The following is a 26461-nucleotide window of genomic DNA, read 5'->3' on the forward strand; positions in this document are numbered from 1 at the left end:
TCTCCCGCGCTCCCCTCGCTCGCAATCGTCAGAAGTCAGAAGCTGCCGACTCCTCCCAGCCGCACGCCCTCGTAGTAGGCGTAGGCGGCGCTGTAGCACGCCGGGCGGGCGTACCAGCTCTTCGCGGCGCAGATGGTCTTCATGTTGGCGTAGAAGGCGTCGTCGGTGGCGAGGCGGTTGGCGGAGGTGCGTTCGTAGACCTTGAGGTTGCGGTAGCCGAAGTCGTGGACGTTGCACGCGGGCCGGAAGTCCTCGCGGTAACCCAGGCCCAGCCCGTCGGGGGCGCTGCACCCGTCGCGCGTCCAGTCGAGGCCGGAATAGGGCAGCGCGGTGCCCGCATAGGCGCCGTACTGGCTGTTGTACCCAGTGACCGTGCCCCACGCGACGCCCTTGATATACGCCAGGCGGTCGCTGGCGAGGTCAAGCCCCCGCAGGACCGGCGCCTGCGGGCGGTCGAAGGTGGCGGGCCGCTCCCCGTACGCCTCCTGGAGGGCGGCGAGCAGGCCGGGGTCGTTGCCGTACCGCGCGAGGATTGCCTGGCTCTGCTCGTCTTGCAACTCGGGCCGGGCGGCGTAGTTGGCAGTCAGCGTGCCCTGCGCGGCAGAAGAGGTGGAGGTCGTGGGCGTCTGCCCGCAGGCGGCGAGGGTCAGGGCGAGGGCGGCGGCAGCGAACGGGGTGAGCTTCATGCGCGTCTCCTGGAGGGCCGCGGACACGGCGCCGGATCAACTCGCCCGGGCCGTCCCCACGCTGTACTGAAATGACATGCACAGTCTACATAGGGGGCGGCGCGGTCAACATGAAAAACCGCCCACCCACGGGGGGCAGGCGGCCTCGGCGGGCGCGGAAGAATTACTTCCGGGCGGCCTCGATCAGGGCGGGAACGATCTGGTTCACGTCCCCGACGATGCCGTAATCGGCGACCTTGAAGATGGGGGCCTCGGCGTCTTTGTTGATGGCGACGATGTACCGGCTCTTGCCCATGCCGCTGAGGTGTTGCACGGCGCCGCTGACCCCCAGCGCCACGTACGCCTTGGGCTGCACCGTCTTGCCCGTCTGCCCGACCTGCTCGGCGTAGGGCCGCCAGCCCGCGTCCACGACCGCGCGGGTCGCGCCCACGCCCGCGCCCAGGCGGTCGGCCAGCCCCTCCACGTAGAGGCTGAAGTTCTCGGGGTTGCCCACCCCGCGTCCGCCCGTCACGATCACGTCGGCCTCAGTCAGCGCCACACGGCTCGTCTTCTCGACGCTGCGCCCCGTCACCTCGACGCGCGGGGCGGGGAGGTCGAGTTCCACGTCGTACTGCTCCCCGGCGGCGGCCAGCGGGGCGGCGGGGGCGAAGGCGCCGGGCTTCACGCTCACGACGACGACCGGGCCCTCGGCCTCGACGGTCTCGGTCACCCGGGCGAGGTAGGTGTACCGCTGCGCCTGAAGGGCCGCGCCCGTGCTCGCCAGGTGGATGGCGTCTTCCAGGTAGGGGGCGTCGAGCCGCACGGCGACGCGGGGGGCGTACTCGCGGCCCGAGCGGCTCCCGCCGATGATGACGGTATGCGCCTCGCCCTCCTGCGCGATCTGGGTGGTCGCGGCGGCCCACAGCTCGGTGTTGTAGGTGGCGAGCGAGGGCAGGTCGGCCACGAGGACCTGATCGGCCACGGCGGCGGCGGCGTTGGCGATCTCCGTGGTCCCCTGGCCGAGGACGAGGACGGTGACGGGGCCCTCCCGCCCAGACTCACGGGCGGCGGTGACCATCTCCAGGGTGGACTTGGCGAGCTTGCCGCCCGCGTGTTCGGCGACGATCAGGATCATGCCAGCACCTTCGCTTCGTTACGCAGGAGGTCGAGGAGTTGCTCGGCGGCGGTCTGCGGGTCCTTGCCGTCGATCATCTTGTTCAGCCGGGCACGCGTCTGAATCTCGGCGTTCACCACGCGGACGGTCGGCTGCACGCCGTACTGCTCCAGGCTGTCCTTGCGCAGTTCCTTGCGCTTGGCCTTCATGATGTTGGGCAGGGTCGGGTAACGCGGCTCGTTCAGCCCCTGCTGGGTGGTCACGACGGCGGGCAAGGAGGCGCGGAAGCTCTCGTTGCCGTCATCGACATCGTGGCGGCCCGTGAGGCTGTCGCCTTCCACCCTCAGCTCGTTCGTCCAGGTGAGCTGCGGCCACCCGAGCCGTTCGGCGGTCGCGGCCCCGAGCGCCTGGCTGTCCCAGTCGGCCTCCTGCCCGCCGACGAGGATCAGGCCCGCGCCCTCCGCCTGCGCCACCTGCGCGACGATCCGGCTCAGCGCGATGGGATCGAGTTTTTCGTCCGTCTCGATGTGGATGGCGCGGTCCACCCCCATCGCCAGGGCGGTGCGCAGCGCGTCTTCCACCCGCTTGGGACCGACGGCCAGCGCCACGATCTCCTCGACGCTCGCGCCGCCCTCGCGCAGCCGCAGGGCTTCCTCCACGCCGTACTCGTCCATGCCGTCGATAACGAGGGTCGTGCCCTCCAGGTCGACGCTTCCGGCATTGATTTTGACGCGGGCCTCCGCGTCGGGCACTTGCCTGACCAAAGTGAGAATCTTCATGGGGCCTCCGTAAGAATATCCCTGGAGCCGCCGCCGTCCTCGGCCCGGCTCGCTCCGGCAGCGTCAAGAATTAAACCGGGTGTAAGTTTAGCAGGCGGCGTGAGGGTGCGCCAAGGCCGAATTCTCCCGCCGCCCCGCACGTTCCCCGTGACTGGACAGCCCTCCCCCGGCGGCTTCCCCCGACCTGACGCGTGTCTGTCCGGTTCCTAAAGTCGCCGCGAAACACATGAGGACGCTCGCTCATCTTGGGCGGTCAGGCTACGGGCGAGATGAAGAAGCTTCTGGCACTCACGATCAGCGCGGGCCTCGCCACGGCAGGCGCGCAAACCCTCGGGGCCGGTTTCAGCACGGGCGGCGGGATCGAACTCGGCCTGACGGGCGGGTACGCCAACGGCCTGAGCGGCGAGGCGTTCGTCCACGCGCCCAACCTCGCCGGGCCCTTCGGGCTGAAGGTGGGGGCGAGCCTCACGCGCCCCAGCGACGCCCTGAACGACAACGCCTCCTTCACGAACACGGGTACGGACGCCGACCTGACCTTCGGCGACTTCAAGAATGCCTTCGGCGCCACCGAGTCGGGGAGCCACACCGTCTTCAGCCTCGACGGCACCTACGACGTGGGCGAACTGACCCCCGGCGTGGGCGCGACCCTCTACGCGGGCGGGCGCTACGGGCTCTTCCGCAGCAGCACCTCCTTCGAGGGCGACACGACCACCTACTCCAGCAACGCGTTCGGCATCGGCGCCGGGGTGATGGTGGACTACGCCCTCGCCGGGAACCTGAGCCTCGTCGGGGACCTCGGGGTCGACCAGTTCTTCAAGTCGGCGATCAACGTCTCCAACGGCGACTCCATCGCCACCAACGACCCCAGCTACAGCGGGTTCGACAACCTCTTCGTGCGCCCCGGCACCGTCTTCAAGGCGCGTATCGGCATCAAGACCACCTTCTGAGCCCCGTCTCCCCCGGCACCCTCACCCCTCGCGGGTGGGGGTGTTCTGCTGTCCGGCCTCCAGCAGCGCCTGAAGCTGCGAGAAGGCCGCCACCACGCGCGGAAATCCCAGGTAGGGAACGCACAGCAAGAGGGCCTCGCGTACCTCCCGCTCGCTGGCCCCGGCCCGCAGGGCGCCGCGCAGGTGCGTTCGTAGCTCGGTCGGGCTGCCCAGCGAGACGAGCAGGGCACAGGCGACCAACTCCTTGGTTTTCAGATCGAGACCGGGCCGCTCGTACACCGTGTCGTAGGCGAAGTCGCGCACGTAGCCCATCAGGTCGGGGTCGAGGGCTGCGAGCCGGGCGAGGATGCGCTCCTCCTGCGCCCCGAAGATCGCCCCCCGTGCCGAGCCGTGTTCTTCCCGTTCCGCCTCGTCCCGCCGCTCGTCCGTCATGGGCGGCAGCGTAACAGGCCCCGTTCCGGACGTGCGGAGACGCGGGCCTGTCGGGGAAGAGACCTCACTTCTTGATCGCCCTGAGCACGGCGGGGGTGAGGTCCGTCGTGGCGGTGTTGGCGTACACGACGAGACTCGACTGGGCGGCGACGCGGCGGTCGAGGACCACCGTGAAGCCGCTGCCCTTGGCGACGTTCGCCACGGTGGTGTTGATCCGGCCCGCCAGGGGCCTGAATTCGGTGTTCAGCCGCTGCTGGTGGCTCTGCTGGGTGCTCAGGAAGTCCCGCTGGGCCTTCTGGGCGGCCTGGATGTCGGCGGGGCGGCGCGAGGTGTTCGCCCGGGAAATCAGTTGCTGGAGCTTCGCCTGCTTGCCCCTCAGGTCGGCGTCGACCCGCTTAGTGAGGCTGAGGTACGCGGCGCTGCCGGGCAGGGCGGCGACGACCTGCTGCACGTCCACGATGCCCACCCGGGCGCGGGTTTGCGCGGCGTGCGGCACGGTGGCGATCAGGGCCAGGGGCAGGATGAGGAGAAGGGGTTTCATCGGAAGTGGGCTCCTCTCGGTGGGGGGCAAGGGGTTCAACCAGAAACCCCCGCGCTCAGGCGGGGGCCGTCTCAGGCGGCGCCGCTCAGGGCTTGAGGGCCTTGAGGGTCGCGTCGGTAAGGTCGGTGGTGTTGTCGGCGTAGACCACCAGACCGCTGCGGGCGGCGACGCCCCGGTCCATGATGATGCTGTAGCCGTTCGCCCGGGCGGCGGTGTTCACGGCGGCGTCCACGGCCTTTTCCACGGCGTCCGTCTTGGGCTTCATCTGGTCCTGGTAGGACTTGGCCTTGGCCTGAAGGGTGGAGACGCGGGTGGTGCGGTTTTGCTTCTCGGCGGCGGTGGCCTGCGCGCCCTTGGCGTCGATGGTCTGAATCTGCTTTTCGAGCGCGGTGAGTTCGGTGTTCGCCCGCTGCTGGATGGTCTGGATGTCCTTGTCGTTCGGGTGGGCGGCCAGCACGCGCTGCACGTCCACGAAGCCGATCTTTTGCGGGGTGGTCTGGGCGTGCGGGGCGAGGGTGCCCAGGCCGAATGCGGCCACGACGGCGAGAGGGGCGAGCGCCTTGGCGTTCATCTTCATGGCGGGCAAGCTAGCACGGGCCTTTCTGAGCCGAATGAAGCTCTTCACAGTCCACTCACACCTCGCATCAGCCCCGAGTCAGTTCGTGTGGGGCGCCGGAGGGGTAAGGTTGGGCCATGCTCGTACGCGACTGGATGACCCCGGGGCCCCTCACGGTCACGCCCGACACGACGGTGATGGACGCCCTGCGGCTGCTCAAGGAGGGGGGCTTTCGCCGCCTGCCCGTGATGGAGGGAGGTCGCCTGGTGGGCATCACCACCCGTAAGGACCTCAAGGACGCCATGCCGAGCCAGGCCACCACCCTGAGTGTCTGGGAGCTCAACTACCTGCTGAGCAAGCTCACCGTCTCGGAGATGATGGCCCGGCCCGTAATCACCGCGCAGGAGGACGAGTTCCTCGAAGACGCGGCGCTGCGGATGCAGGAGTACGGGGTGGGCGGTCTTCCGGTGCTCGACGACGGCGCGAGGCTGTGCGGCATCCTGACGGTCAAGGACGTGCTGCGCGCCCTGACCGACATCCTGGGCCTGCGGGAGGGGGGCACGCGCCTGACCCTGGAGATGCCCGACACGCCCGGCAGCCTCGCCCGCGCGGCGGGAGCCGTTTTGCCCAGCAACATCATCAGCGTCGCCACCTCGGGCCAGGATGCCCGCGGGGGCCAGCCCCGCCGCCGTTTCGTGATGCGCGTGACGGGTGAGGGCGTGCGCGACGTGAAGACGCGGGTGCGCGAGGCCGGAATCGACGTGGTGGATTAGCGGGGTGGGGGCGCAAGCCCACCCACCGCAGCCCCCGCCCTCTTCGGCGAGGCATCCGGGAAAGGCCCCGGAGCCGATGTCCCCTGCGTGCCGCGGTGGTGGCAAGGGCGTGAAAGTAGGCATCACCAGGAGAAGTCAGCAATGACGAAGCCCCGCTCGGAGCGGGGCCTTCCGTGGTGGGTCGTATAGGACTTGAACCTATAACCCGCTGATTAAAAGTCAGCTGCTCTACCGATTGAGCTAACGACCCGGCGAGCTGGCCCGCCTCGTGGGGCGTACTCAGCGGGCCTGAGTATAGGGAGCCCCCGGAGAGGGTGTCAACGCGCCCGGCTCAGCGTCCCCGGTTCGGTGGCATGGGGGGCAGCTTGGGGGGCTTCATTCCCCCCGGCAGCCCTTTTCCCCCCTGCCCGCCGAGACGCTGGAACATTTTCATCATGTCCTTCATCTGCTCGTGCATCTTCAGCAGACGGTTGATGTCCTGCACTGTGTGGCCGCTGCCCGCCGCGATACGCTTGCGGCGGCGCCCGTCGATGATCTTGGGGTTGCGGCGCTCCTTGGCCGTCATGGAGGAAATCATCGCGTCGATGCGCTGAATCTGCCCCTCATCCACGTTGAAGCCCTCGGGCAGCGCGCGGCTCATGCCGGGGATCAGCTTGATCAGGTCACCCAGGGGACCCATCTTGCGAATCTGGCGCAGTTGAGTCAGCAGGTCTTCGAGGTCGAGATCGCCCGGCTTCTTGACCTCCATCGCCTTGAGGTCGGCCTGCTGGGCGCGCTCGATCAGCCCCAGCACGTCGCCCATGCCCAGGATGCGGCCCGCCACCCGGTCGGGGTAGAAGGGCTCCAGCCCGCTGAGCTTCTCGCTCGTGCCCGCGAAGTAGATCGGCTTGCCCGTCACGCTGCGCGCGGATAAGGCCGCCCCGCCGCGCGCGTCGCCGTCCATCTTCGTCATGATCAGGCCCGAGAGGTGCACCCGCTCGTCGAAGGTGCGGGCGATGTTCAGCGCCTCCTGCCCCGTCATCGCGTCCACCACGAGCAGCGTCTCGGTGGGCGCCAACTCGGCCTGGAGGGCAGCGAGCTGGTCCATCAGCGCCTCGTCGATCTGAAGGCGGCCCGCCGTGTCCACGATCACGAGGTCGCGGTAATCGGTTCGCAGGGACTCGTCGAGGCGGCGCTTCGTCTCCTGGGGCGTCTCGCCGTCCTGCACCTTGAGGACCGGGACGCCCACCTGCTTGGAGAGCACTTCGAGCTGGTCGCGGGCGGCGGGGCGCTGGGTGTCGGCGGCGACGAGGAGGACGCGGCGGCCCTTGCCCTTGTAGAAGGCGGCGAGCTTACCCGCGCTCGTGGTCTTGCCCGCGCCCTGGAGACCCACCATGAACCACACGTTGCCGTCGGTCTTGATGGTGGGCTGGGCCGCTTGCCCGCCGAGCGTCTCGATGAGTTCGTCGTGCACGAGTTTGACGACCGTCTGCCCAGCGGTCAGCGAGCCCGCGACCTCCTGACCGACGGCCTTCTCGCTCACCCTGCCGACGAACTCCTTGGCGACGTTGAAGTTCACGTCCGCTTCGAGGAGGGCCATGCGAATCTCGCGCATGGCGGCCTTGACCTGTTCGCCGGTGAGTTTGCTCTCCCGTCCTACGCGGTCGAGGATGTCCTGCAACTTGTTCCCCAGCGCCTCAAACATAGGGGGAGGCTAGCACGGGGGCTTGATGGGCTTGGTGTAGCTTGCACGGATGGATTTACTCCTGATCCGCCACGCCCAATCCCTGAACAATCATCTGACGGGAGCGCTGGATTACGCGGTAAGGCGGCAGGCAGACCCACCACTAACGGAGTTGGGGCGACAGCAGGCTTCACGGCTGGCGAGTTGGGCGGCCCGCGACCCCTTCTGCCAGCGCATCACGCACCTCCACACGAGCCTCACGACTCGCGCAGTGCAGACGACTGCGCCGCTCGCCCAAACGCTCGGCTTGAACGTTCACGGCCTCGTCGAAGCCTACGAGTGCGGTGGGTTGAATACCGGCCTGGAGGGAGGATTTACACCCGTTATGGGTCGCGATCATGTCTCGCTTCTGGCGGACTGCCCGGTCCTCGTGTGGCCGGAAGAGCTTCACGGTCAGGCCTGGGGGGGTGGATGCGAACCCTGGGACCACGCGGGCTTCGCCAAAAGGGCGGTGAGCGTGGGTCGTCACCTGCGGAAGGCTGCCGATGAAGCCGATGTAGTCGCCCTGATCACCCATCACGATTTCGCGCAGCACCTGATCGCGGAGCTGCTGGGCCTACCCGCGCTGCCTGGCAAGGCGCTGACGTTCCGGCTGAACAACACCGCGACGGCACATCTCGAACTGAACGCTGATTCAGGCGCCCGAGCGGTGCACTGGATCAACCGCACCTGTCACCTGACGCCGGACCATCTGACGCTTTGACCCTGCCCCTCCACCCCGCTGCCACCTAACGCCCGTTAGCCTCCCCGCGCTAGACTCGGGCCATGAACAAAGCCGTGATCGTCTCGGCGTCGCGCACGCCGACGGGGAAGTTTCTGGGGGCTCTGGCGGACGTGACCGCCGTTGAACTCGGCACGACCACCCTGCGGGAGACGTTGCGCCGCTCGGGCATTCCCGCCGAACTCGTTGAGGAAGTCATCATGGGGCACGTCGTGCAGGCGGGGTGCGGGCAGAACCCGGCGCGGCAGGCGGGGCTCAAGGCGGGCCTCTCCAACGAGGTCGGTGCCCTGACGGTCAACAAGGTGTGCGGGTCGGGCCTGAAGGCCGTCATTCTGGCGGCGCAGGCGATTCGCGCAGGCGATCAGACGATCATGCTGGCGGGCGGCATGGAGTCCATGAGCAACGCGCCGCACCTCCTCCCGCAGGCGAGGAAGGGCTACCGCCTGGGGCACGCGCGGGTCCTCGACGCCAACACGCACGACGGGCTGTGGTGCTCCATCAACGACGAGGGCATGGGCCTGACCGGCGAGCGGGTGGCCGAGAAGTACGAGATCGGACGAGAGGCACAGGACGCCTACGCCACCCAGAGCCACCAGCGGGCGGTCGCCGCGCAGCAGGGCGGACGATTCAGCGACGAGATCGCGCCCGTGACGGTCAAGGGTCGCAAGGGTGACGTGATCGTGGACACCGACGAGGGGCCGCGCGCCGACACGAGCCCCGAGACGCTGGGCAAGCTCAAGCCCGCCTTCAAGAAGGACGGCACGGTGACGGCGGGCAACGCTCCCGGCCTGAACGACGGCGCCTCCAGCCTTCTGATCATGTCAGAGGAAGCGGCGCAGGCACACGGGCTCACGCCGATGGCCGAAATCACTTCCTACGCCACGGGCGGCCTCGCCCCCGAGTGGGTAATGATGACGCCCGTGCCCGCCACGAAGAAGCTGCTGGAAAAGAGCGGCATGGGCGTGAACGACGTAGACCTGTGGGAGCTGAACGAGGCCTTTTCCGTTCAAAGCCTCGCCGTCCAGCACGAGCTGGGGCTGGACCCCGAGCGGGTGAACGTGAACGGCGGGGCGGTCGCGCTGGGGCACCCCATCGGCGCAAGCGGCGCGCGCATCCTGGTCACGCTGCTGCACGCCCTGCGGCAACAGGACAAGGAGACGGGCGTGGCGACCCTGTGCATGGGCGGGGGCAACGGGCTGGCCCTCAGCGTCAAGCGGCTGAGCTAAAGCGGAGTAGGCTGAGCCCCATGACGCAAGGCAGCACCCCGACCCTGTGGGTCATCCAGAGCCGTTACCTCAAGAGCGGGGACGACCTCGCCGCCGTCACGCCTCGGCACCGCGCGTGGCTCGACCAGCATTACCGCTCGGGCCTCTTCCTCGTGTCGGGCCGCAAGGTGGACGGCACGGGCGGCGTGCTGCTCGCCCAGGCGGAGAGCCAGGAGCAGTTGGAGGAAGTCTTCAAGGACGACCCCTTCGTGCTGGAGGGCTGCTCGGAGTACACGTACACAGCCTTCACGCCGGTGAAAAGGGGCCGCGCGGTGACGCTGGACGGCGTGCCGCTGGTGGAGTGAGGAAGGATGTACCTCGCCTTCTCACCACCTGACTTTTCACCTGAAGCCAGCGAGCAACACCTTCAACTTTGGCAATTCGAAGAGGTTGAAGCCCTCCAAGCATGGCTGGAATCCGAGGGGTGGGATGGAGTACTCACTGACGCGGAGTCTATGTCACGCCAAGCCTTTCTAGAACGGGCAGAGAGTCTTCTGTCAAGCCTCATCTCTCCTCCTATGATCGACCTAACGTGGGTTAAGACAGGTTGGCAGCTTAACGATAACTGGGATGACGTGACGCTTGTGGGTGAGGGTCAGGGAACTTGGCTGGCAATTCACTGGTTTACTACCGCTTGAGCAGTTGGAAGGAATACCTATGAAATTCGGAGTCATCGGAGCAGGTCAAATGGGCGCGGGCATCGCCCAGGTCGCCGCCCAGAGCGGCTTTACCGTCACCGTGCAGGACATCAAGAACGAGTTCCTGTCGCGTGGGCAGACGACCATCGAAAAAAGCCTCGCCAAGCTGCACGAGAAGGGCAGGCTGACGGGCACGCCGGAAGAGGTGCTGGGCCGCCTCACCTTCACCACCAATCTTCAGGACTTCGCGGACTGTGACCTCTTGGTGGAAGCGGTGGTGGAGAACGAGGCGGTCAAGGCCGACCTCTTCCGGCAACTCGGCGGCATCGTCAAACCCGAGGGCATCCTGGCGAGCAACACGTCCTCCATCCCCATCACCAGCCTCGCCACGGCGAGCGGGCGGCCCGAGCGGTTCATCGGAATGCACTTCATGAATCCGGTGCCGCTCATGCAATTGGTGGAGGTCATTCGCGGGTACAGCACGTCGGACGAGACGGCGCAGAAGGTGACCGAGGCGGCGCGGGCAATGGGCAAGACGCCCGTCGAGTGCAACGACTACCCCGGTTTCGTCTCCAACCGCATCCTGATGCCCATGCTGAACGAGGCCATCCAGTGCGTGATGGAAGGCGTGGCCGAGCCGGAAGCCATCGACCAGATCATGAAACTCGGCATGAATCACCCGATGGGGCCGCTGACGCTGGCGGACTTCATCGGGCTCGACACCTGCCTCAGCATCATGGAGGTGCTGCACAAGGGGCTGGGGGACGACAAGTACCGCCCCTCTCCCCTGCTCAGGAAGATGGTGCAGGCGGGGCTGCTGGGGCGCAAGAGCGGGCGCGGGTTCTACACGTATTGACGCTTCTCTGAAAGAACGAGGCGGGCCGTGAGCAGCACCCGCCTCGTCCTCATTCAACGTCCTTGCGAGTAATACTCCGCGTTCGGGACGAAGCCGAGGGCACTGCTCACGCGGTTCGTCAGATTGAACATGCCGATCACCTGCACGAGTTCCATGATCTGGTGGTCGCCCAGGCCCGCGGCGCGCAACGGCGTCAGGTCGGCCTCCGTAACCTCGGCGGGGCGCAGGGTCAGTTTTTCGGCGTACTCGCACAGGGTCCGCTCGCGCTCGGTGAGGTCCGCTTGGCGCCAGTTGACGGCCACGGCGTCGGCCCCCAGGGGATCGCCAGAGTAGACGCGCAGGGCCGCCCCGTGAGAGACGGCGCAGTACACGCAGCGGTTGGCGGCGCTGACCACCACGGCCACGAGTTCGCGCTCGGCGTTGCTCAGGAAGCCCTCCTTGTTCAGCAGCAGGTTGAAGTAGTTCCACCATGCCAGGAACTGCTCGCCGTTCACCGCCTGCGCCCGGAAGACGTTGGGGACGAAGCCGATGTTGGCCTCGGCCTTGGTCCACAGCTTGCGGACGGCCTCGGGCACCTGGGCCTCGTCGGGCACGGGCAGGAAGGAGAGACGTGGGGCCGCTTTGGTGTCGTTCGTCCGGGTCATGGGGGCAGCTTAGCCGTTCGGCGCAAATGCGCCCACGGAGCGGCGGGCAGGCGGGTAAGGTGAGGCATGAACGACCCGCGAGAGGACCGGAGCCTGGAGACCCCGCACGGGGTGGTGCCGCCCCGTCCCGACCGATTCGTCGGACCGCTGCCCCCCAACGTGGTGGTCTACACCTGGAATCTGCTCCTGTCCCAGGGCGTGGGGCTCGATCGCCTGGGTGCCTACGCGGTCACGGCCCAGGGCCGCACCGTATATCTGCCGGGGCCCCACGGCAGGGAGGGTCCGCGAGGGCTGAGCGTGAGGCAGGGCCGGGTCAGCCTCGACGGCACCGACGAGCGCGGCCAGCGGACGCTGCTCCCACACCTCATCCCCGCCTCGGTGGATCTGTACCTCTGCGTCTCGGGTGATTGAGGGCCGCTGCGCCGGGGGTCCCCAGGTGCCGCGGGCCCTGGCGACGGAAAACGGAAGGCAGGCGCCCTGGCTCTCGCTCGGGCGCCTGCCTTCTCGAAGGTGGACGAAGAGATTCAAACGGCCCGTCTCCGGGCCCAGGCGGCGCTCAGCCAGCCCACATGCTGCGGGAACCGTCGGCCTGACTGGTCCCGGCCCCCTGATTGACGGAACCGTCTACCGACTTCGCCGAGGCGCTCCCCAATACCATCACCGCGACGAGCAGAAACAGGAACTTCTTCACTCTTCACCTCCCCAGGTGTTAGATAGTCGGCATTTTGCGCGATGCCCGAAAGGCGGTGGGCGCAAATATGCACCTCATCGTTAATCTTAGCTTGGCCTTGGACTCACTTGTTACTCATTTCCGTGGGCCTCCCTGGAAGGCCGGCAGGAGGCGGGGCTGACTTGCCGCCGCCCTGGAACTTCGGCGGCACTGGCCCCGTACCCTTTGCCGGTATGAGTCTCGCCTTTCTCGTCTTCCTGATCGCGTGGATCGTCGGCATGATCGGCACCTTCGTGCCCGCCGTGCCCGCCACGGTCATCATCTTCGCCGGAACGGTCGCGGCGACCCTGATCAACGGGTTTCAGGTCTGGCCCGACCTGCCCTTCTTGCTCACCTTCGCGGTCATCACCTTCCTGATCAGCATGGTGGACAACGTGGCCTCGGCGTGGGGGGCGCGGCGCTACGGCGGCAGCAAGCAGGCGGGGTGGGGAGCCCTGATCGGCGGGGTGGTGGGCCTCTTCCTGCCCTTCGGGCTGATCGTCGGGCCGCTCGCGGGGGCGCTCGTCGCGGAGCTGTTCGTGGTCCGCAAACCCGTCCTGGAGGCGACCCGCGCCGCCTGGGGCACGTTGATCGGCCTGCTGACCGGGCTCGCCGCCAAGCTTGTGCTGCACCTGTTGATCGGCCTGTACGAACTGTGGCGGCTGTGGGACCCGAGCCGGAGCATCTTCGGGTGAGGAAAGGGGACCGGGCGCGGAGTCCGGTCCCTAAAAGATTCCGGCCAGCAGGGGCCCGAAGCCCACCAGCGTCAGGAGCAGCGCGGGCACGAGCGGCGTCAGGGTGCCCAGGAGCGCGCGGCGGCGGCTGCCCGTCAGCTCGCGGAAGCCCCGGTAGGCCAGGACGAACTGCGCCAGGGTGGCGAGCACGGTGAGCAGGATGGACACCCGGGAGAGCCCGGACTGGCCCACCGCCCGCAGGGCCGCCCGCTGCACGTCGATGATTTCGGTGCCGGGGGCAGGGTCGGGCAACGCTGGCCCCGGCAGCACGAGCGACAGGACGATCAACGGCAGGAGCAGCGGCGGCAGCAGGGCGAAGGTCGCCCCGTACACCTCCGCCGCGCGGCCCCCACGCCCGGCGCCCAGAAACCCCAGCCCCGCCATCAGGGCGTACCCGAACACGGTCAGAAAAAGGGTGCCGAACGCGTTCGTGGCGTGGACGAGCGGGCCTCCCCCGCCTCCCCCCAGCCCCACCGTGGGCCGCACGAGCAGCGCGTACAGCACTCCGGACAGCAGGGCGGCCAGAAAGACCGGGGCGAGGTAGCGCCACGCCCTCGGCTCGCTCGCGCCCAGCCGCCGGAAGAAAGCCCCCGGCCCGCTCAGCAGTTCGGCGGGAAGCGGCGCGTCCGGCGGCGGGGGCGGGGTGGGGGCACGGTCACGGCGGGCCATAGGCCCTACTGTAGCCGCGCGAGCTCAGCGCCCGGCCCACCACCACCACACCAGCCCCACGGCGAGGGCGTAGAGGGCGAGCATAAGGAACAGGCCCCACCCGCTGCGGGCCAGCCGGGCGGGCTGCGCGGCGGCCCGGATACGCGCGTCGGCGAGGACCTCCGGCGGGATCAGCCGCAGGGCCAGCCACAGCCCGGCGGGCACGATGAGGAGGTCGTCAAGCTGCCCGAGCACCGGGATGGGGTCGGGGATCAGGTCGATGGGGCTCAGGGCGTAGGCGAGGACGAGCAGGGCGAGCGCGCGGGCGGGCCAGGGGGTGCGCGGGTCGCGGGCGGCGAGGCTCAGGGCGAGGAGGTCGGCCCCCAGGCGGCGGGCAAACGCGCGCAACCGGGCGAGCATGGAGGCGCTACCGCAGCACGCCGCGCACGTCGGTGATCGCCTGCTGCACGGCGGGCAGGGTCAGCGACGCCGCGACCACGCCGAAGAGCACGACGGCCACGAAGGCGGCGCTGAGCCAGGGGCCGGGGGCCGAGCGTTCCTGGGGGTCGGGTCTGGGCGTGAGCCACAGGTGCAGCACGACGAGCACGGCGGTCCCGAACAGCCCCGCCCCGACGGCGAGGGGCACGGCGACCCCCGGGTTGCGGAGCATCTCCGACGCCCGGCCCGTGTCGCCCAGGTCGCGGCCCGCGAGCAGCGCCCCCGCCGCCACCGCCAGGGTGTTGTTCAGCGCGTGGACGATCACCGCGTTCCACAGGCTGCCCGTGTGCTGGGTCACGCGGGCGAGCGCGTACGCGAGGGGCAAGATCCCCGCCACGCTCGCCGGGACCCCGTGTGCCACCGCGAAGGCGAACGAACTCGTCAGGGCCGCCACCGTGAAGCCCGCCGCCCGCTCGTGCCCGCGCATCATCAGGCCCCGGAAGGCGACCTCCTCGGCAAAGGGCACGAGCAACCCCGCCGCAAGGAGCAGCGCCCACAGGTCGGCCCCCTGGCTCAGAAACTGCGGGATGGCGTCCGCCCCCTGCGGCCACAGCGCCACGAACACGAGCGCGAAGGCCCGCGAGGCCAGGAACGCCACCACGAAGACGCCCACCGCCAGCCCCCACGAGGGCGGCGTGCGCCAGCGCGGATCGCGCACCAGGACCGCCAGCGCGGGTCGAAAGAAGATCAGCCCCACCAGCACGGTGCCGACGAAGGCCCCCAGCAGCGCCGTCCCCAGGGGCAGCCGGGCCGCGATGAGCAGCGCGGAAACGACATTCTGGGTGACCAGCAGCGTCAGGGCCGCGCGGTTGCCGTCCACCGCGCGCACGCCCCGCACGGGCGCGACGGGAACCGGGTCGGGGCTGGGGAAGGTGGGGGCGTCCGGAGCCGTCATGGGGGTCAGCCTAGCGCGCGGCGGCGGGGAGGCACCTCATTCGGAAGGAGGAGGACCCTCACGCCGTCAGCACCCGGATCGCCTCCTCCAGCGCCTCGTCGCCGACCTGATGGTGCAGCACGAAGCGCACCGAGTCGGGGCCGAGGGCGCTCGCCAGCACCCCCGCCTCGGCCCACTTCGCGGCCTGGGCGGCGGCATCCGGTATCCGGACGTAGATGATGTTCGTCTGCACGGCGGCGAGGTTCACGCTGTACCCCGCGTTGACCAGCGCCTCGGCGAGGACCCGGGTGCGGCGGTGGTCCTCCTGCAACCGGGCCGGGCCGTCCCGCACGGCGACCAGCGCGGCGGCGGCGAGCACCCCGGCCTGCCGCATCCCGCCCCCCATCATCTTGCGGTAGCGGTGGGCCTGGCGCATCTGCGCGGCGCTTCCCAGAAGCACGCTGCCCACGGGCGCCCCCAGCCCCTTGGAGAGGCACACGCTCACGGTGCCAAAGTGCCGGGTGATCTCCGAGACAGGCACGCCGAGCGCGGCGGCGGCGTTGAAGACCCGCGCCCCGTCGAGGTGCAGGGGCAGGCCCTCCTCGTCGGCGACCGCGCGGACGGCGGCGAGCACGTCGAGCGGAATCACCGTGCCGCCCGCCTTGTTGTGGGTGTTCTCCAGGCTGATCAACCCGGTCGGGGACTGGTGGATGGAATGCCGCACGGCGAGCCGGACGCCCTCCGGGTCGGGCACCCCCAGCGGCGCGGGCACGAAGCGGGGCACCACGCCCGAGAAGGCCGCCATCATGCCGAGTTCCCACTCGTAGATGTGCGAGCCCTCCGCGCAGATGACCTCCTCGCCACGTCGGGTATGCAGGGCGATGGCGACCTGGTTTGTCATCGTGCCGCTGGGCATATAGAGGCCCGCCTCGAAGCCGGTCAGGCGGGCGACCTCGGCCTGAAGCTGGTTGACGGTGGGGTCCTCGCCGTACACGTCGTCGCCGACCGGAGCCTGCGCCATCGCCTCGCGCATCTCGGGAGTGGGGGTGGTCACGGTGTCGGAGCGCAGGTCGGCCAGGACTCGGGGCAGGGTGGCGGTCATGGGGGAAATGGTACGTGGTACGCGAGCAGTGGGGCGCAGTGAGAGCCGCATTTCACCGCGAGCGTCGGTTTCAGAACAACGGGTCCTACCGAGAGCTATTCCCGCTGCGCCGCCTGCGCTCTTCCAACACGGCAGAGTTGTACGCCTCCACCTTCTGCCAGAACACCTTGTCCTGGGCCTGCGGCATCAGGTTTTGGTAGAGGTTGAGTTCCTGCCGGACGAGATTCAGATGGGATTCCGCGTTCGTTTGGGCTGCCTCGAACGCTAGGGCCAGGACTGCCACGTCTTGCCCACGCCTCTCTGCCAGCAGGCGTGCAACTACCATCAGCATCTCTCGCTGCCTACTGATCCAGACCCGAATATCCTGCACCGTCAGGGTCAGGCCAGCCGTCTCGTCGGCAAGAGGCACGTGTGACCGAATGAACGGGTTGAGCGGCGGCATGTCCAGCGGTCTGCCCATGTCCCGCCATGCCCATTCAAGGCCCAGCACTTGGCGGGAGGTATCCAGCTCAGGTTCCTCTGGGTCAAGTCCGTCGTGCAGATGGTCCAACTGCCACTCCAGCCGGAACACCTGCCACTCTCGGCGGGCAAACCATGAGGGGCGTTCTTCCAACTTAGCCAGCCGGGTCAGAACATCTTGAACGTCGCGGTGGTCCTCGTCGTCCCGGAGACCAACCAACTCCGACAGCGGAATCAACGCCTCCCCCTCCGCCGCCAGGATGCGTGCTGCTGCCAACTCCCGAACATCGGCCACCGTAAGAAACTCGTCGGGCCATCCAGCGGACACCGCCGACCAGCTCAGCTCTAAAAATGACGAGGCCATAGGGTCGAGCATACGGAGCCGCTGTCACAGCATCCCATTCCCTCTCCCCTACCCCTACCCCGCCGCCGCCTTGCGCGCCTCGATCACCTTCTTCGCCAGATGCTCGGGAAGGTCCTGGTAGCCGTGGAACTTGACGCTGAAGGCCCCCCGGTCCCCGGTCAGCGAGCGCAGGTCGGCGCTGTACGTCTGCAACTCCGACTGCGGCACCACCGCCGTCACGGTGATGACGGTGCCCTCAGGCTCCATGCCCTGCACCCGGGCGCGGCGGGTCTGGAGGTCGCCGATCAGGTCGCCCGTGAACCCTGCGGGCGCGCGGACCCGCAGCAGCATGACGGGTTCGAGGAGGGTGGGCCGCGCTCCCTCCACCGCGTTGCGGAAGGCGAGCGACCCGGCGGTGCGGAAGGCGAGGTCGCTGGAATCCACGTCGTGGTAGCTGCCGTGGGTGACGGTGACGTGCACGTCCTGCATGGGATAGCCCGCCAGCGGCCCCCTGAGCATCGCGTCGCCAACGCCCTTCTCGATGCTGGGGAGGTACTTGCCGGGAATCGCGCCCCCCACCACCGCGCTGCGAAAGGCCACACCCTCGCCGGGTTCGAGCCGGAGGTGGCAGTCGCCGTACTGGCCGTGCCCGCCCGACTGCTTCTTGTGCTTGCCCTGGGCCTGGGAGGCGGCGCGGATCGTCTCGCGGTAGGGAATCTGCGGCGCCCGCGTGTCCACGTTCACGCCGAGGGTGGTCAGCTTCTCCACCGCGATGGTCGTGTGCATGTCCCCCATGCCGGAGAGCAGGAGTTCGCCCGTCTGCCCCTCGCGGGTGAAGCTGAGCGTCGGGTCCTCGTCGAGCAGCCGGGCGACGGCGGTGCTCAGGCGGTCCTCGTCCTGGCGCGTGCGCGGGAAGAGGGCGACCGTGTGCGCCGGGTCGGGGAGGAGCAGGGGGTCGTACTCGATGGGACTCGCGGGATCGGCGAGCGTGTCTCCGGTGTGCAGCTCGGGCAATTTGGTCAGCACGCCGATCATGCCCGCCGAGAGTTCGGGCACCTCGGTGAGGTCCTTGCCGCTTACGACGTAGAGGTGGGCGGGTTTGACGTCCACCCCGCGCGTGGTGTTGCGCAGCGTCTCTCCGGGGCGGATGGTGCCGCTCCAGACGCGGATGTACGCGAGCTTGCCCACGAAGGGGTCCACGCTGACCCGCCACACGCGCGCGCTCGCCGGGGCGTCCGGGGTCGGCTCGCGCGTCTGCCCGTCCACGCCCGTCAGGGGACCTCGCCCGGAGGCGCTGCGCAGCCCGTCCACCATCAGGTCGAGGAGTTCGGGCACGCCCACGCCCGTGGTCGCGCTCACCGGAACGACCGGGTAGAGGGTGCCCGCGTGGACCGCCCGCAGGTAGGCCCCGCGCAGCTCCTGCGCGCCGAGTTCCTCACCCTCCAGGTAGCGGTTCATCAGGTCGTCGTCGGTCTCCACGATGGCGTCCACGAGCGCCTCGCGCGCCTCACGCAGGGCCGACCGCATCTCGCCGGGGAGGTCGTCCTCGGTCGCCGTCAACACGTCCACCACGCCCCGGAAATGTGGTCCCTCGCCCAACGGGAGCCACGCCGCCGCGACCGGGCCCTTCAAACTCGCGCGGAGGTCGGCGAGGACCGCGTGGAAGTTCGCCCGCTCGCGGTCCATCTGCGAGATCACGACGACTCTGGGCATGGCGAAGCGGTCGGCGGTGGCCCACACGCGCTCGGTGCCGACCTCCACGCCACTCACCGCGCTCACCAGGATCAGGGCCGAGTCCGCCGCGCGGATGCCGCCGCGAATCTCGCGCACGAAGTCGGCGTAGCCGGGGGTGTCGAGCAGGGTGAGGTCGGTGCCCCGGTGCGTCAGGCGCAGCACCCCCGTCGTGATGGAAAACCCGTGCGCCCGCTCGGCCTCGGTGTGGTCACTCTGGGTGGTGCCGTCCTCGACCCGGCCCATACGCGCCAAGGCCCCGCTCCTCACCAGCAGGGCCTCACAAAGGGTCGTTTTTCCCGCGCCGCTGTGCGCGGCAAGACTCACGATCCGAACAGGCACAGCCACCACCGAACCCTTTCTTCAGAGGAAAAAAGACGGACGAACGGCCACCGGGGCGGGGTCACGGGTTGAGGTGAGGCGAGCATACACCCGCCGCCCGGCCTCCACCCCCCGGAGTCGGAGCGCGACCGCTAAGACGCCGGCCAAGGGCGCTTTGTAACCGGACCTACCGAGTGAAGTTCCTCCTAAACAGCGGTCAGGAATGGGTTGGGCCCGAACTCAGCAAGAGGGGGAAAGTGAACCTCAGACTGCATTGGTCCCGGAATCTCCGGACTTCGTACCTACCCCACCCCGTGGAGGCTTCAACATGACGCAAGGCAACCTGATTCGTCTGTCCGACCTGTCCCAGGACCAGAGCTACGGCCTTTCCGGCGAGGGCGTGTATAACCCCACCGGCAACACCGCGTACGGCACGGGTGGCGACAAGATCGGCACCGTGCGCGACGCGATGGTGGACCCCTCGACGGGCCGCATCCGTTACCTGATCGTGGATGTGGGCGGCTGGTTCTCCTCGAAGGAAGTCCTCGTGCCCGTGGGCCACGCCCGCTTCGCCGACGACGGCGTGTACTTCGACAACCTGACCAAAGATCAGGTTCGCGACATGGGTGAGTACCGCTACGGCGAGACCTACACCGACCAGTCGTTCGAGAGTGACGAGCGTGTGCTGCGCGGCGTGGGCACCACGACCACGACCACCCAGACGACCGGGATGGACCAGACCGCCTACCGTGAGCAGGCCTTCCGCACGCCGGACCGCCTCCAGCTCCTCGAAGAGCGCCTGATGGTGAACAAGGAGCGCTTCCAGGCGGGCAGCGTCGAGATCGGCAAGCGCGTCGAGACCCACCAGGAGACCGTCAACGTCGGGCTCCAGCGCGAGGAGGTCGTGATCGAGCGTCGCGCCGTCAGCGACGCCCGCCCGGTCGAGGGCGCGGTGCTGGGTGCGTCGACCGAGACGATGCGGGTGGATCTGGAGGCCGAGCGCGCCCAGGTCGCCAAGCAGGCCTACGTGGTCGAGGAAGTCGAGATCGGCAAGCGCACGGTCACCGAGACCCAGCAGGTCACCGAGACGGTGGGCCGCGAGGTGCTGGAGGTCAACAAGACGGGCGACGTGGACCTGAACAGCGGCACCTCCACGACGACGACCACGACCACCACCGAGACCGACCGCAACAACCGCAGGAGCTGAGGGCGCCGCAGGCGCGGGCGGGGGCGACCCCGCCTTTTTTCGCTCCGGGCGCCCATTGACCGGGGAAACGGGAGGAAGGGAAACGAGTATGGACGATCAGAACCGGGAGGGGCGGTTGGTGAGCGGGGAGACCCAGACCTCGAGTACCTCGCAAGCCGCGCAGGCCGCCGAGCGCACGGTCACGACCGAGCAGGTGCGCGATCTGCGCCGGGTGGTGGACACGCTGCGGCTGCACGAGGAACGCGCGCTCGTCGAGGTGGTGCCCGAGTCGCTGGGCGCCATCACCGTTCGGCGGGTCCTGACCCAGCGTGAGGAGGTCGTGCCCATCACCCTGGGGCGCGAACACCTGGAGATCACGGTGACCGAGGGCAAGGGCGGGCGCGTCACGATGAACGGCGAGGTGCTGGAGGTGGGCCGCACCTACGAGGTGCCGCTCTACGAGGAACGCGCCGTCATCGAGAGGCAGGCGTACCCCTACAGCGACGTGGTGATCGCCAAGCAGCGCGAGACCTACGAGCAGGTCGAGCGCCTCACCCTGCGCCGCGAGGAGCTGGAGGTCGAGGACCCGCAGGGCCTGGTCCGCGACCGCCTGATGCCCGACAGCCTCGATCCACAGCCTTAACCCAGCACAGAAGGGGGACCGGAGGGGGTGTCCCTCCGGTCCCCCTTCTGTGGGTGCTCTCCGAATATGCGGGGGCGCGGCCCGTATCCTGCCTTCGGCAATGAAAGGCCCCACAGGCGAGATCATCTTGACCCCCGACGGCTCGCGCACGGCGCTGAGCCTGCGCTTCGGGGAGGCGTATGGCTCGCGGCACGGGGCGGCGGCGCACGCCCGGCACGTCTTCGTCGAGGGGACGGGCACGCATGAGCACCCGGCCCCCCGCGTGCTGGAGGTCGGCTTCGGGTTGGGGGCGAATTTCCGCGCGACCCTGGCGGAAGTTGCGCGGCGCGGCGTGCCCCTCGACTACCTCGCCTTCGAGTTCGATCCCGTTCCCGCAGGCGTGCTGCGCGAGGTGGCGGCGGGGGGTGAGGGGAGCAGGCACCCCGCGTGGCTCGCCCTCCTCGACCGCTGGGGGCAGGGGTCACCGCTCAGCGTGCAGACGGAGGCCGTCACCCTCACCGTGTCCTTTGCGGACGTACGGACCGCGCCTCTCCCGGAGAACTGGGCGACCGCCCTCTGTCTCGACGGCTTCTCCCCCGCCCGCAATCCGGAGGTGTGGACTCCGGTCTTTCTGACACGGCTGGCCCGGTCCCTCGCGCCCGGCGGGGTGCTTGCCACCTACAGCGCCGCCGGACACGTGCGCCGGGCGCTGGCGGCGGCGGGGCTGAGCGTCGAGAAGCGGCCCGGCCCTCCCGGCAAGCGCGAGTGCGTGCGGGCCGTCCGGAGGGTCTGCCCGTGAACGCCCCCCACGTTCTCGTGATCGGCGCGGGCGTGGCGGGCGCGTCTGTCGCGTATTTCGCGTCCCGGCTCGGCGCCCGGGTCACCGTCGTGGACGCGGGGCGGCACGCGGCGAGCACGGTGCCCTCGGCTCTCGTCAACCCGGTGCGCGGCCAGTCGGGGGCCGTGGACGAACGCGCGGTGGAGGGACTGCGCCTGACGTGGGCGCTCGTGGACGGGTTGGCGGAGGCCGGGTGCCCTGTTCCCCACGGGCGGGTGGGCGTGCTGCGGCCCGTGCCGGACGGGCGGGCGCGGCAGAAGTTTGAGCGTCACCTTCCCCCGGAGCTGCCTCATGCCTGGCTCGCCCCGGAGGAGGTGCCTGTTCCCCTCGCCCCGGGGTGGGAGCACGCCCTGTGGCTGCCGGAGGGCGGCTGGCTCGACGGGGCGGCCTTCACGGCGGGGCTCCTCGCCGCGTCTGGGGCGGAGGTCGTGCTCGGGCGGGCGGTGGGGTGGGACGCGCGCTCCGTCACGCTGGAAGACGGGCAAGTGGTCTGTGGCGCTGCCGTCGTCCGGTGCGGCGGCAGCGTCGGGGCGAGCTGGGCGAGCGAGGCGGCGACCCACCGCGCCGGGACGCTCCTCACCCTCGACCGGGCCGTGACGGACGTGCCCGTGAGCTTCGGGGCGTACCTCGCTCCGGCGGCGGTGGGCGGCGTGCTCGGCGCGACCTTCGAGGCGCCCGCCGCGTCCTGGCGGGAACCCACCCTCCCCCTGCGCTCGCTGGGCTGGCTGCTCGGCAGGGCGGAGGCGCTGACGGACCTGGGCGGCGCGCGGGTGGTGGGGCGGTGGGGCGGCACCCGGCTCTCCGGGCTCGTGACCGGGCGGACACCGGACGGGGTGTGGCGGCTCTGCGGGCTGGGGAGCAAGGGCTTTCTGCTCGGTCCCCTCCTCGCGCGTCACGTGGCAGGTGACGTGGTGCGGGCCGCCCCTGGGTGATGGGTGAGGGAAAGCTCGACTAGACTGCTCCCTATGGCGACTTACCGCATCTGTCTCATCGAGGGCGACGGCATCGGCCACGAGGTCATCCCCGCCGCCCGGCGCGTGCTGGAAGCCGCGGGCCTCGACGCCGAGTACGTGACCGCCGAGGCCGGGTACGAATACTTCCTCGACCACGGCACCAGCGTGCCCGACGTCACCTACCACGCCGTCGAGAACACCCACGCGACCCTCTTCGGGGCGGCGACAAGCCCCAGCGGCGAGAAACCCAAGGGCTTTTCCGGCGCGATCCGCCACCTCCGCCAGAAGTACAGCCTCTACGCCAACGTGCGCCCCACCAAGACCCGCCCGGTGCCCGGCGCCTACGAGAACGTGGACCTCGTGATCGTCCGCGAGAACACCCAGGGCCTGTACGTCGAGCAGGAGCGCCGCTACGGCGACACCGCCATCGCCGACACGGTGATCACCAAAGACGCCAGCGAGCGCATCGGGCGCTTTGCCGCCGACCTCGCCATGCGGCGGCGCCAGCGGCTGACGGTCGTCCACAAGGCCAACGTGCTGCCCGTGACGCAGGGGCTCTTCCTGAACACGATCCTCGACCACACGAAGACCGTGGAGGGGCTGAACACGGGCACGATGATCGTCGACAACGCGGCGATGCAGCTCGTGCGCAACCCCACCCAGTTCGACGTGATGGTCATGACGAACATGTTCGGCGACATCCTCTCCGACCTCGCCGCCGGGCTGGTGGGCGGCCTGGGAATTGCGGCGAGCGGCAACATCGGCGACGAGTTCGGCATCTTCGAGAGCGTCCACGGCAGCGCCCCCGACATCGCCGGGCAGGGCGTCAGCAATCCCACCGCGACCATCCTCGCCGCCGTCTTGATGCTCGACCACCTCGGCGCGCACGACGTGGCGCAGCGGATTGACCACGCCGTGAACACCGTCCTCACCGAGGGCCCGCGCACCCGCGACCTCGGCGGCACGGCGGGCACGCAGGAATTCACTGACGCGGTGATCGCGCGATTGAGCTGAGCCCCAACCGCGGAATGCGGAGGCCGGGGGAAGTCACGCCCCGGCCTTTCGCCTTTTGCCTTCCCGGTCTCCCTTCCCCCGTCCGGCGGCCTCCCATTGATCTTCGCTTCCATGCCGGGGGAGCGCGGGGTGAGTGGGCTGCCCAGGTCCGCCGACTGTCCTCCGCTGTCCCCGAATGCCCTGGCCCTCTCATCTCTCAGCGTTCGTAGAAGGGTGGCGGCTCGATGCCGAGGGCGCGCAGGTACACGTACCCCTGCCCGCGGTGGTGAATCTCGTTGTCGACGGCGTACAGCGCCGTGTCGAGGGCGGACATGGTGCCCCAGAAGAGGGCCTTGTCCTCGCCGTAGCGGGCGGGCGGAACCGCCGGGAGTTCCGCGTCCATCCTCGCCGTCAGCTCGTCCCACGCCCCGAGCAGGGCCGCCTTCTCCTGCGGGGGCCTGGCCGACCAGTCGGGCTCGTGCCAGTCGTCGGTGACGAGGCCGCCCAGGGTGTAGGCCGCCACCCCGTGCATCTCCCACGCCAGTTCCCCGAAACTCCGCATGGGCGGGGCCGCCGTGAAGGAGAAAAGCTGGTCTTCGGGGAACGCCTCGATGATCCGGCGGGTCAGGCGGCGGTGGCCCTGCCAGTGGGCCAGCAGATACTCGGGCGTCATCAGCGAGGGGGTCAGTGTGGCGCCGATCTGCGTCATAGCTCCTCCATCGAAAGCCAACCGGACAGGCTGCTTTCTGCCCTCAGCGTAACGCCGATTCCCGTCAGGACCCGTCGTCTTTCCGTGTCAAGCTGAGGGTATGTACGACCCCTCGATGCGGGTGCTCACCGTGCTCGAACTCCTCCAGGCGCACGAGCGGGTGACGGGGGCGGAGCTGGCCCGGCGGCTGGAGGTCAGCCCGCGGACGGTGCAGCGGTACGTCGCGCGCTTGCAGGACCTGGGCATTCCGGTGGAGTCCACCCGGGGGGTGGGCGGGGCGTACCGCCTCAAGCCCGGCTTCCGCCTGCCGCCCCTGATGTTCAGCGGGGAGGAGGCGCTGGCCCTGGCGCTCGGCCTGCACGCCCTGCACCACCTCGGGCTGACGGCGCTGGCCCCGGCGGTGGCGGGCGCGAGCGCGAAGCTCAGCCGGACGCTGCCCCGCCCGCTGCGGGAACGGGTGGGGGCGCTGGAGGACGCGGTGCAGCTCGACGCCTTCCCCTGGACGGTGCCCACCGACGCCGCCGTGCTGTCGTGCCTGCTCGGCGGCGTTCAGGCGCAGCGGGCGGTGACCTTCGCCTACCGCTCGCACGAGGGGGTGCGGACCCGGCGGGAGGTGGAGGTCTACGGGGTCGTGCACCAGGGCGGGCGCTGGTACGCGGTGGGGCGCTGCCTGTTGCGGGGGGCCCTGCGCTGCTTCCGGCTCGACCGCATCTCGGAGCCCGCGGGGGGGGAGGGGACCTTTACCCGCCCGCCCGACTTCGACGCGCGGGCCTACCTCCGCTCCACCCTGCCCTTCGCCCACGCCCCCTTCGAGATCGAGGTGTGGCTGGACCTGCCGTGCGAGGAGGCGGCCCTCCACTTCGCGCCGGGGCGGGTGGCGCTCGACCCCGACCCGGTGTGTGGGGGCACCCGGCTGCGCTGCACGCGCGAGCACCTGGAGTCCTTCGCCACGATGCTGCTGCGGCTGGGGTGCGGAGTGGTCGTCCACGGGCCGCCCGAGCTGCGCGAGGCGTTCGGCGTGCTCGCCGACCGGGCGCGGGCCGCCTGCCTGACCCCGCCCGTCCCGGAGAGGCGTGCTACGCTCCCCGTTTGAGATGCTGGCCTTTTTCACAGTTTTGAACGTCTTCGGGGGCCCCGCGTGATGGTCGCCTGCGCCCTGCTCTCGTGGTTCCTGGTGGGGCTCTTCATCCGGCTGAGCCGGGCGCGCGGGTGGGGGCAGCCCGTCCGGCGCGACGGCCCGCAGACCCACCTCGCCAAGGAGGGCACGCCCACGGCGGGCGGCGTGGCCTTCGTGCTGGCGCTCGCGCTCGTCTTCTTTCCCCTCTTCCTCACGGGCCGGGGGGGCGACCCGCGCGAACTCCTGCTAATGCTCACCGCGCTGGCGATGGGGGTGATCGGCGGGATCGACGACCTGCTCAAGATTCGCTCGCGGATGCAGGGCAGAGGCAAAAAGGAGCTGCTCGCCCGCGAGAAGTTTCCGCTGCAAATCCTCGTCGCACTCGCCTTCGCCTTCTTCGCCGCGCCGCTCGCCAGCCACGAGGTGCTGCCCTCCCTCGGGCGGGTGCCCGACATCATCCTGCTGACGCTGGTGATGGTGGGGTCGGTCAACGCCTTCAACTTCACCGACGGGCTCGACGGGCTGCTCGCGGGCGTCGCCGTGATCGTGCTGCTGCCCCTGCTCGCCCTTTCCCCGGTGAGTGCGTTGCTCGTCGCCGCGTTGCTGGGTTTCCTGTGGTTCAACGCCCACCCGGCGCGGGTCTTCATGGGGGACATGGGGAGCCACGCCATCGGGGCCGTCGCGGCGGGCGCCTACGTCCTGTACGCGGACGTGTGGCTCTTGCCCCTGGCGGCGGTCATCCCGGTGGTCGCCGTCCTGAGCGTCGTCTTGCAGGTCGTGTCCTTCCGGCTGCGCGGCAAGCGCATCTTCAGGATGAGCCCCATCCAGCACCACTTCGAGCTGAGCGGCTGGCCCGAGACGCACGTCACCCTGAGATTCTGGGTGATCACGGCGGTGGCGACGGCGGCGGTGTGGTGGGTGCTGGGAGGGAGGCCGTAGGGGTCAGTGGTCAGGAGGTCGTGGTGAGGGG

31 protein-coding genes and 1 tRNA gene are annotated in these 26461 nt (G+C 69.5%); 15 read left to right on the plus strand and 17 right to left on the minus strand.

Translation table 11 applies throughout. The features are described 5' to 3' along the window. Positions 1 to 35 precede the first annotated feature (35 nt). The 3 genes from A7B18_RS07925 to A7B18_RS07935 form a co-directional block, all read right to left on the minus strand. Positions 36 to 686: a phospholipase A2 gene (locus A7B18_RS07925; RefSeq protein WP_102126151.1), complete on the minus strand. Its 651-nt coding sequence runs from the start codon at positions 684 to 686 to the stop codon at positions 36 to 38. Positions 687 to 849: 163 nt separating this feature from the next. Then, positions 850 to 1800, minus strand: coding sequence for an electron transfer flavoprotein subunit alpha/FixB family protein (locus A7B18_RS07930; protein ID WP_102126152.1), 951 nt, complete (start codon positions 1798 to 1800; stop codon positions 850 to 852). Continuing rightward, positions 1797 to 2558: an electron transfer flavoprotein subunit beta/FixA family protein gene (locus A7B18_RS07935; RefSeq protein ID WP_102126153.1), complete on the minus strand. Its 762-nt coding sequence runs from the start codon at positions 2556 to 2558 to the stop codon at positions 1797 to 1799. The genes A7B18_RS07930 and A7B18_RS07935 overlap by 4 nt, the downstream gene beginning before the upstream one ends. Positions 2559 to 2827: 269 nt before the next feature. Here A7B18_RS07935 and A7B18_RS07940 point away from each other — a divergent pair, with 269 nt between their 5' ends. Then, positions 2828 to 3505, plus strand: a complete 678-nt coding sequence (locus tag A7B18_RS07940) for a hypothetical protein (protein ID WP_102126154.1) — start codon at positions 2828 to 2830, stop codon at positions 3503 to 3505. Between the two features lie 21 nt (positions 3506 to 3526). On the opposite strand, the gene A7B18_RS07945 is transcribed toward A7B18_RS07940, so the two are convergent. The 3 genes from A7B18_RS07945 to A7B18_RS07955 form a co-directional block, all read right to left on the minus strand. Next, positions 3527 to 3937 (minus strand): carboxymuconolactone decarboxylase family protein, encoded by a 411-nt coding sequence (locus A7B18_RS07945; RefSeq protein WP_102126155.1) that lies wholly within the window; start codon positions 3935 to 3937, stop codon positions 3527 to 3529. Between the two features lie 64 nt (positions 3938 to 4001). Continuing rightward, a complete protein-coding gene (locus tag A7B18_RS07950; RefSeq protein ID WP_102126156.1) occupies positions 4002 to 4478 on the minus strand; it encodes an OmpH family outer membrane protein in 477 nt (158 codons plus the stop codon). 85 nt (positions 4479 to 4563) lie between these two features. Next, positions 4564 to 5055: an OmpH family outer membrane protein gene (locus A7B18_RS07955; protein ID WP_102126157.1), complete on the minus strand. Its 492-nt coding sequence runs from the start codon at positions 5053 to 5055 to the stop codon at positions 4564 to 4566. A 116-nt stretch (positions 5056 to 5171) separates the two neighbouring features. On the opposite strand from A7B18_RS07955, the gene A7B18_RS07960 reads away from it, so the two are divergent. Beyond that, complete coding sequence (locus tag A7B18_RS07960; RefSeq protein WP_102126158.1) at positions 5172 to 5807, plus strand: CBS and ACT domain-containing protein; 636 nt, start codon at positions 5172 to 5174, stop codon at positions 5805 to 5807. 174 nt (positions 5808 to 5981) lie between these two features. Here A7B18_RS07960 and A7B18_RS07965 read toward each other — a convergent pair. Further along, positions 5982 to 6057: transfer RNA gene (locus A7B18_RS07965), tRNA-Lys, on the minus strand. Positions 6058 to 6138: 81 nt separating this feature from the next. Continuing rightward, complete coding sequence (ffh, locus tag A7B18_RS07970; protein ID WP_102126159.1) at positions 6139 to 7491, minus strand: signal recognition particle protein; 1353 nt, start codon at positions 7489 to 7491, stop codon at positions 6139 to 6141. Positions 7492 to 7540: 49 nt separating this feature from the next. Here ffh and A7B18_RS07975 point away from each other — a divergent pair, with 49 nt between their 5' ends. The 4 genes from A7B18_RS07975 (at position 7541) to A7B18_RS07990 (ending at position 11010) form a co-directional block, all read left to right on the plus strand. Further along, positions 7541 to 8233, plus strand: coding sequence for a histidine phosphatase family protein (locus A7B18_RS07975; protein ID WP_102126160.1), 693 nt, complete (start codon positions 7541 to 7543; stop codon positions 8231 to 8233). 62 nt (positions 8234 to 8295) lie between these two features. Next, entirely contained in the window at positions 8296 to 9477 is a 1182-nt protein-coding gene (locus tag A7B18_RS07980) for a thiolase family protein (protein ID WP_102126161.1), read from the plus strand. A 20-nt stretch (positions 9478 to 9497) separates the two neighbouring features. Beyond that, positions 9498 to 9821, plus strand: a complete 324-nt coding sequence (locus tag A7B18_RS07985) for a YciI family protein (protein WP_102126162.1) — start codon at positions 9498 to 9500, stop codon at positions 9819 to 9821. 352 nt (positions 9822 to 10173) lie between these two features. Then, entirely contained in the window at positions 10174 to 11010 is an 837-nt protein-coding gene (locus tag A7B18_RS07990) for a 3-hydroxyacyl-CoA dehydrogenase family protein (RefSeq protein ID WP_102126163.1), read from the plus strand. 53 nt (positions 11011 to 11063) lie between these two features. On the opposite strand, the gene A7B18_RS07995 is transcribed toward A7B18_RS07990, so the two are convergent. Beyond that, positions 11064 to 11654, minus strand: a complete 591-nt coding sequence (locus A7B18_RS07995) for a peroxidase-related enzyme (protein ID WP_102126164.1) — start codon at positions 11652 to 11654, stop codon at positions 11064 to 11066. Positions 11655 to 11720: 66 nt separating this feature from the next. Here A7B18_RS07995 and A7B18_RS08000 point away from each other — a divergent pair, with 66 nt between their 5' ends. Further along, positions 11721 to 12065, plus strand: a complete 345-nt coding sequence (locus A7B18_RS08000; protein ID WP_102126165.1) for a hypothetical protein — start codon at positions 11721 to 11723, stop codon at positions 12063 to 12065. Between the two features lie 145 nt (positions 12066 to 12210). On the opposite strand, the gene A7B18_RS22855 is transcribed toward A7B18_RS08000, so the two are convergent. Beyond that, positions 12211 to 12345 (minus strand): hypothetical protein, encoded by a 135-nt coding sequence (locus A7B18_RS22855; RefSeq protein WP_281260154.1) that lies wholly within the window; start codon positions 12343 to 12345, stop codon positions 12211 to 12213. Between the two features lie 212 nt (positions 12346 to 12557). Between A7B18_RS22855 and A7B18_RS08005 the strand changes: the two genes are divergently transcribed. Next, positions 12558 to 13058 carry a DUF456 domain-containing protein gene (locus tag A7B18_RS08005; RefSeq protein WP_102126166.1) on the plus strand — a complete coding sequence of 167 codons (501 nt, stop codon included), beginning with the start codon at positions 12558 to 12560 and terminating at the stop codon, positions 13056 to 13058. 30 nt (positions 13059 to 13088) lie between these two features. On the opposite strand, the gene A7B18_RS08010 is transcribed toward A7B18_RS08005, so the two are convergent. The 6 genes from A7B18_RS08010 to A7B18_RS08035 all read right to left on the minus strand — a co-directional run bounded on the left by A7B18_RS08010 (position 13089) and on the right by A7B18_RS08035 (position 19094). Beyond that, a complete protein-coding gene (locus A7B18_RS08010; RefSeq protein ID WP_102126167.1) occupies positions 13089 to 13766 on the minus strand; it encodes a YIP1 family protein in 678 nt (225 codons plus the stop codon). Positions 13767 to 13790: 24 nt separating this feature from the next. Next, complete coding sequence (locus A7B18_RS08015) at positions 13791 to 14165, minus strand: YkvA family protein (RefSeq protein ID WP_102126168.1); 375 nt, start codon at positions 14163 to 14165, stop codon at positions 13791 to 13793. A gap of 7 nt (positions 14166 to 14172) precedes the next feature. Beyond that, the gene (locus A7B18_RS08020) at positions 14173 to 15138 is read right to left on the minus strand and encodes a CPBP family intramembrane glutamic endopeptidase (protein WP_102126169.1); all 966 of its coding nucleotides are present in this window, start codon (positions 15136 to 15138) and stop codon (positions 14173 to 14175) included. A 58-nt stretch (positions 15139 to 15196) separates the two neighbouring features. Continuing rightward, positions 15197 to 16219 carry a threonine aldolase family protein gene (locus A7B18_RS08025; protein WP_102126170.1) on the minus strand — a complete coding sequence of 341 codons (1023 nt, stop codon included), beginning with the start codon at positions 16217 to 16219 and terminating at the stop codon, positions 15197 to 15199. 85 nt (positions 16220 to 16304) lie between these two features. After that, positions 16305 to 17042 carry a hypothetical protein gene (locus A7B18_RS08030; RefSeq protein WP_146009491.1) on the minus strand — a complete coding sequence of 246 codons (738 nt, stop codon included), beginning with the start codon at positions 17040 to 17042 and terminating at the stop codon, positions 16305 to 16307. Positions 17043 to 17096: 54 nt separating this feature from the next. After that, positions 17097 to 19094: an elongation factor G gene (locus tag A7B18_RS08035; protein ID WP_102126246.1), complete on the minus strand. Its 1998-nt coding sequence runs from the start codon at positions 19092 to 19094 to the stop codon at positions 17097 to 17099. A gap of 307 nt (positions 19095 to 19401) precedes the next feature. On the opposite strand from A7B18_RS08035, the gene A7B18_RS08040 reads away from it, so the two are divergent. From A7B18_RS08040 to A7B18_RS08060, 5 genes are all read left to right on the plus strand, one after another. Further along, positions 19402 to 20280 carry a PRC and DUF2382 domain-containing protein gene (locus A7B18_RS08040; RefSeq protein ID WP_102126172.1) on the plus strand — a complete coding sequence of 293 codons (879 nt, stop codon included), beginning with the start codon at positions 19402 to 19404 and terminating at the stop codon, positions 20278 to 20280. A gap of 88 nt (positions 20281 to 20368) precedes the next feature. Next, a complete protein-coding gene (locus A7B18_RS08045; RefSeq protein ID WP_102126173.1) occupies positions 20369 to 20902 on the plus strand; it encodes a YsnF/AvaK domain-containing protein in 534 nt (177 codons plus the stop codon). A gap of 100 nt (positions 20903 to 21002) precedes the next feature. Continuing rightward, the gene (gene mnmC2 / locus A7B18_RS08050; RefSeq protein ID WP_102126174.1) at positions 21003 to 21680 is read left to right on the plus strand and encodes a tRNA (5-methylaminomethyl-2-thiouridine)(34)-methyltransferase MnmC2; all 678 of its coding nucleotides are present in this window, start codon (positions 21003 to 21005) and stop codon (positions 21678 to 21680) included. Beyond that, the gene (locus A7B18_RS08055; protein WP_425430325.1) at positions 21671 to 22651 is read left to right on the plus strand and encodes an NAD(P)/FAD-dependent oxidoreductase; all 981 of its coding nucleotides are present in this window, start codon (positions 21671 to 21673) and stop codon (positions 22649 to 22651) included. Before mnmC2 ends, A7B18_RS08055 begins: the two co-directional genes overlap by 10 nt. Positions 22652 to 22684: 33 nt before the next feature. After that, positions 22685 to 23686, plus strand: a complete 1002-nt coding sequence (locus A7B18_RS08060; RefSeq protein ID WP_102126175.1) for an isocitrate/isopropylmalate dehydrogenase family protein — start codon at positions 22685 to 22687, stop codon at positions 23684 to 23686. Positions 23687 to 23882: 196 nt separating this feature from the next. Here the strand turns inward: A7B18_RS08060 and A7B18_RS08065 are convergent, their stop codons facing one another. Then, on the minus strand, positions 23883 to 24374 hold the full coding sequence (locus tag A7B18_RS08065) for a DinB family protein (protein ID WP_102126176.1): 492 nt from the start codon (positions 24372 to 24374) through the stop codon (positions 23883 to 23885). Between the two features lie 100 nt (positions 24375 to 24474). Here A7B18_RS08065 and A7B18_RS08070 point away from each other — a divergent pair, with 100 nt between their 5' ends. Next, positions 24475 to 25467: a helix-turn-helix transcriptional regulator gene (locus tag A7B18_RS08070; protein WP_102126177.1), complete on the plus strand. Its 993-nt coding sequence runs from the start codon at positions 24475 to 24477 to the stop codon at positions 25465 to 25467. A gap of 45 nt (positions 25468 to 25512) precedes the next feature. Beyond that, entirely contained in the window at positions 25513 to 26430 is a 918-nt protein-coding gene (locus A7B18_RS08075; RefSeq protein WP_102126178.1) for a phospho-N-acetylmuramoyl-pentapeptide-transferase, read from the plus strand. Positions 26431 to 26461: the final 31 nt, after the last annotated feature.

Source organism: Deinococcus planocerae, assembly GCF_002869765.1.
GTDB classification, from domain to species: domain Bacteria; phylum Deinococcota; class Deinococci; order Deinococcales; family Deinococcaceae; genus Deinococcus; species Deinococcus planocerae.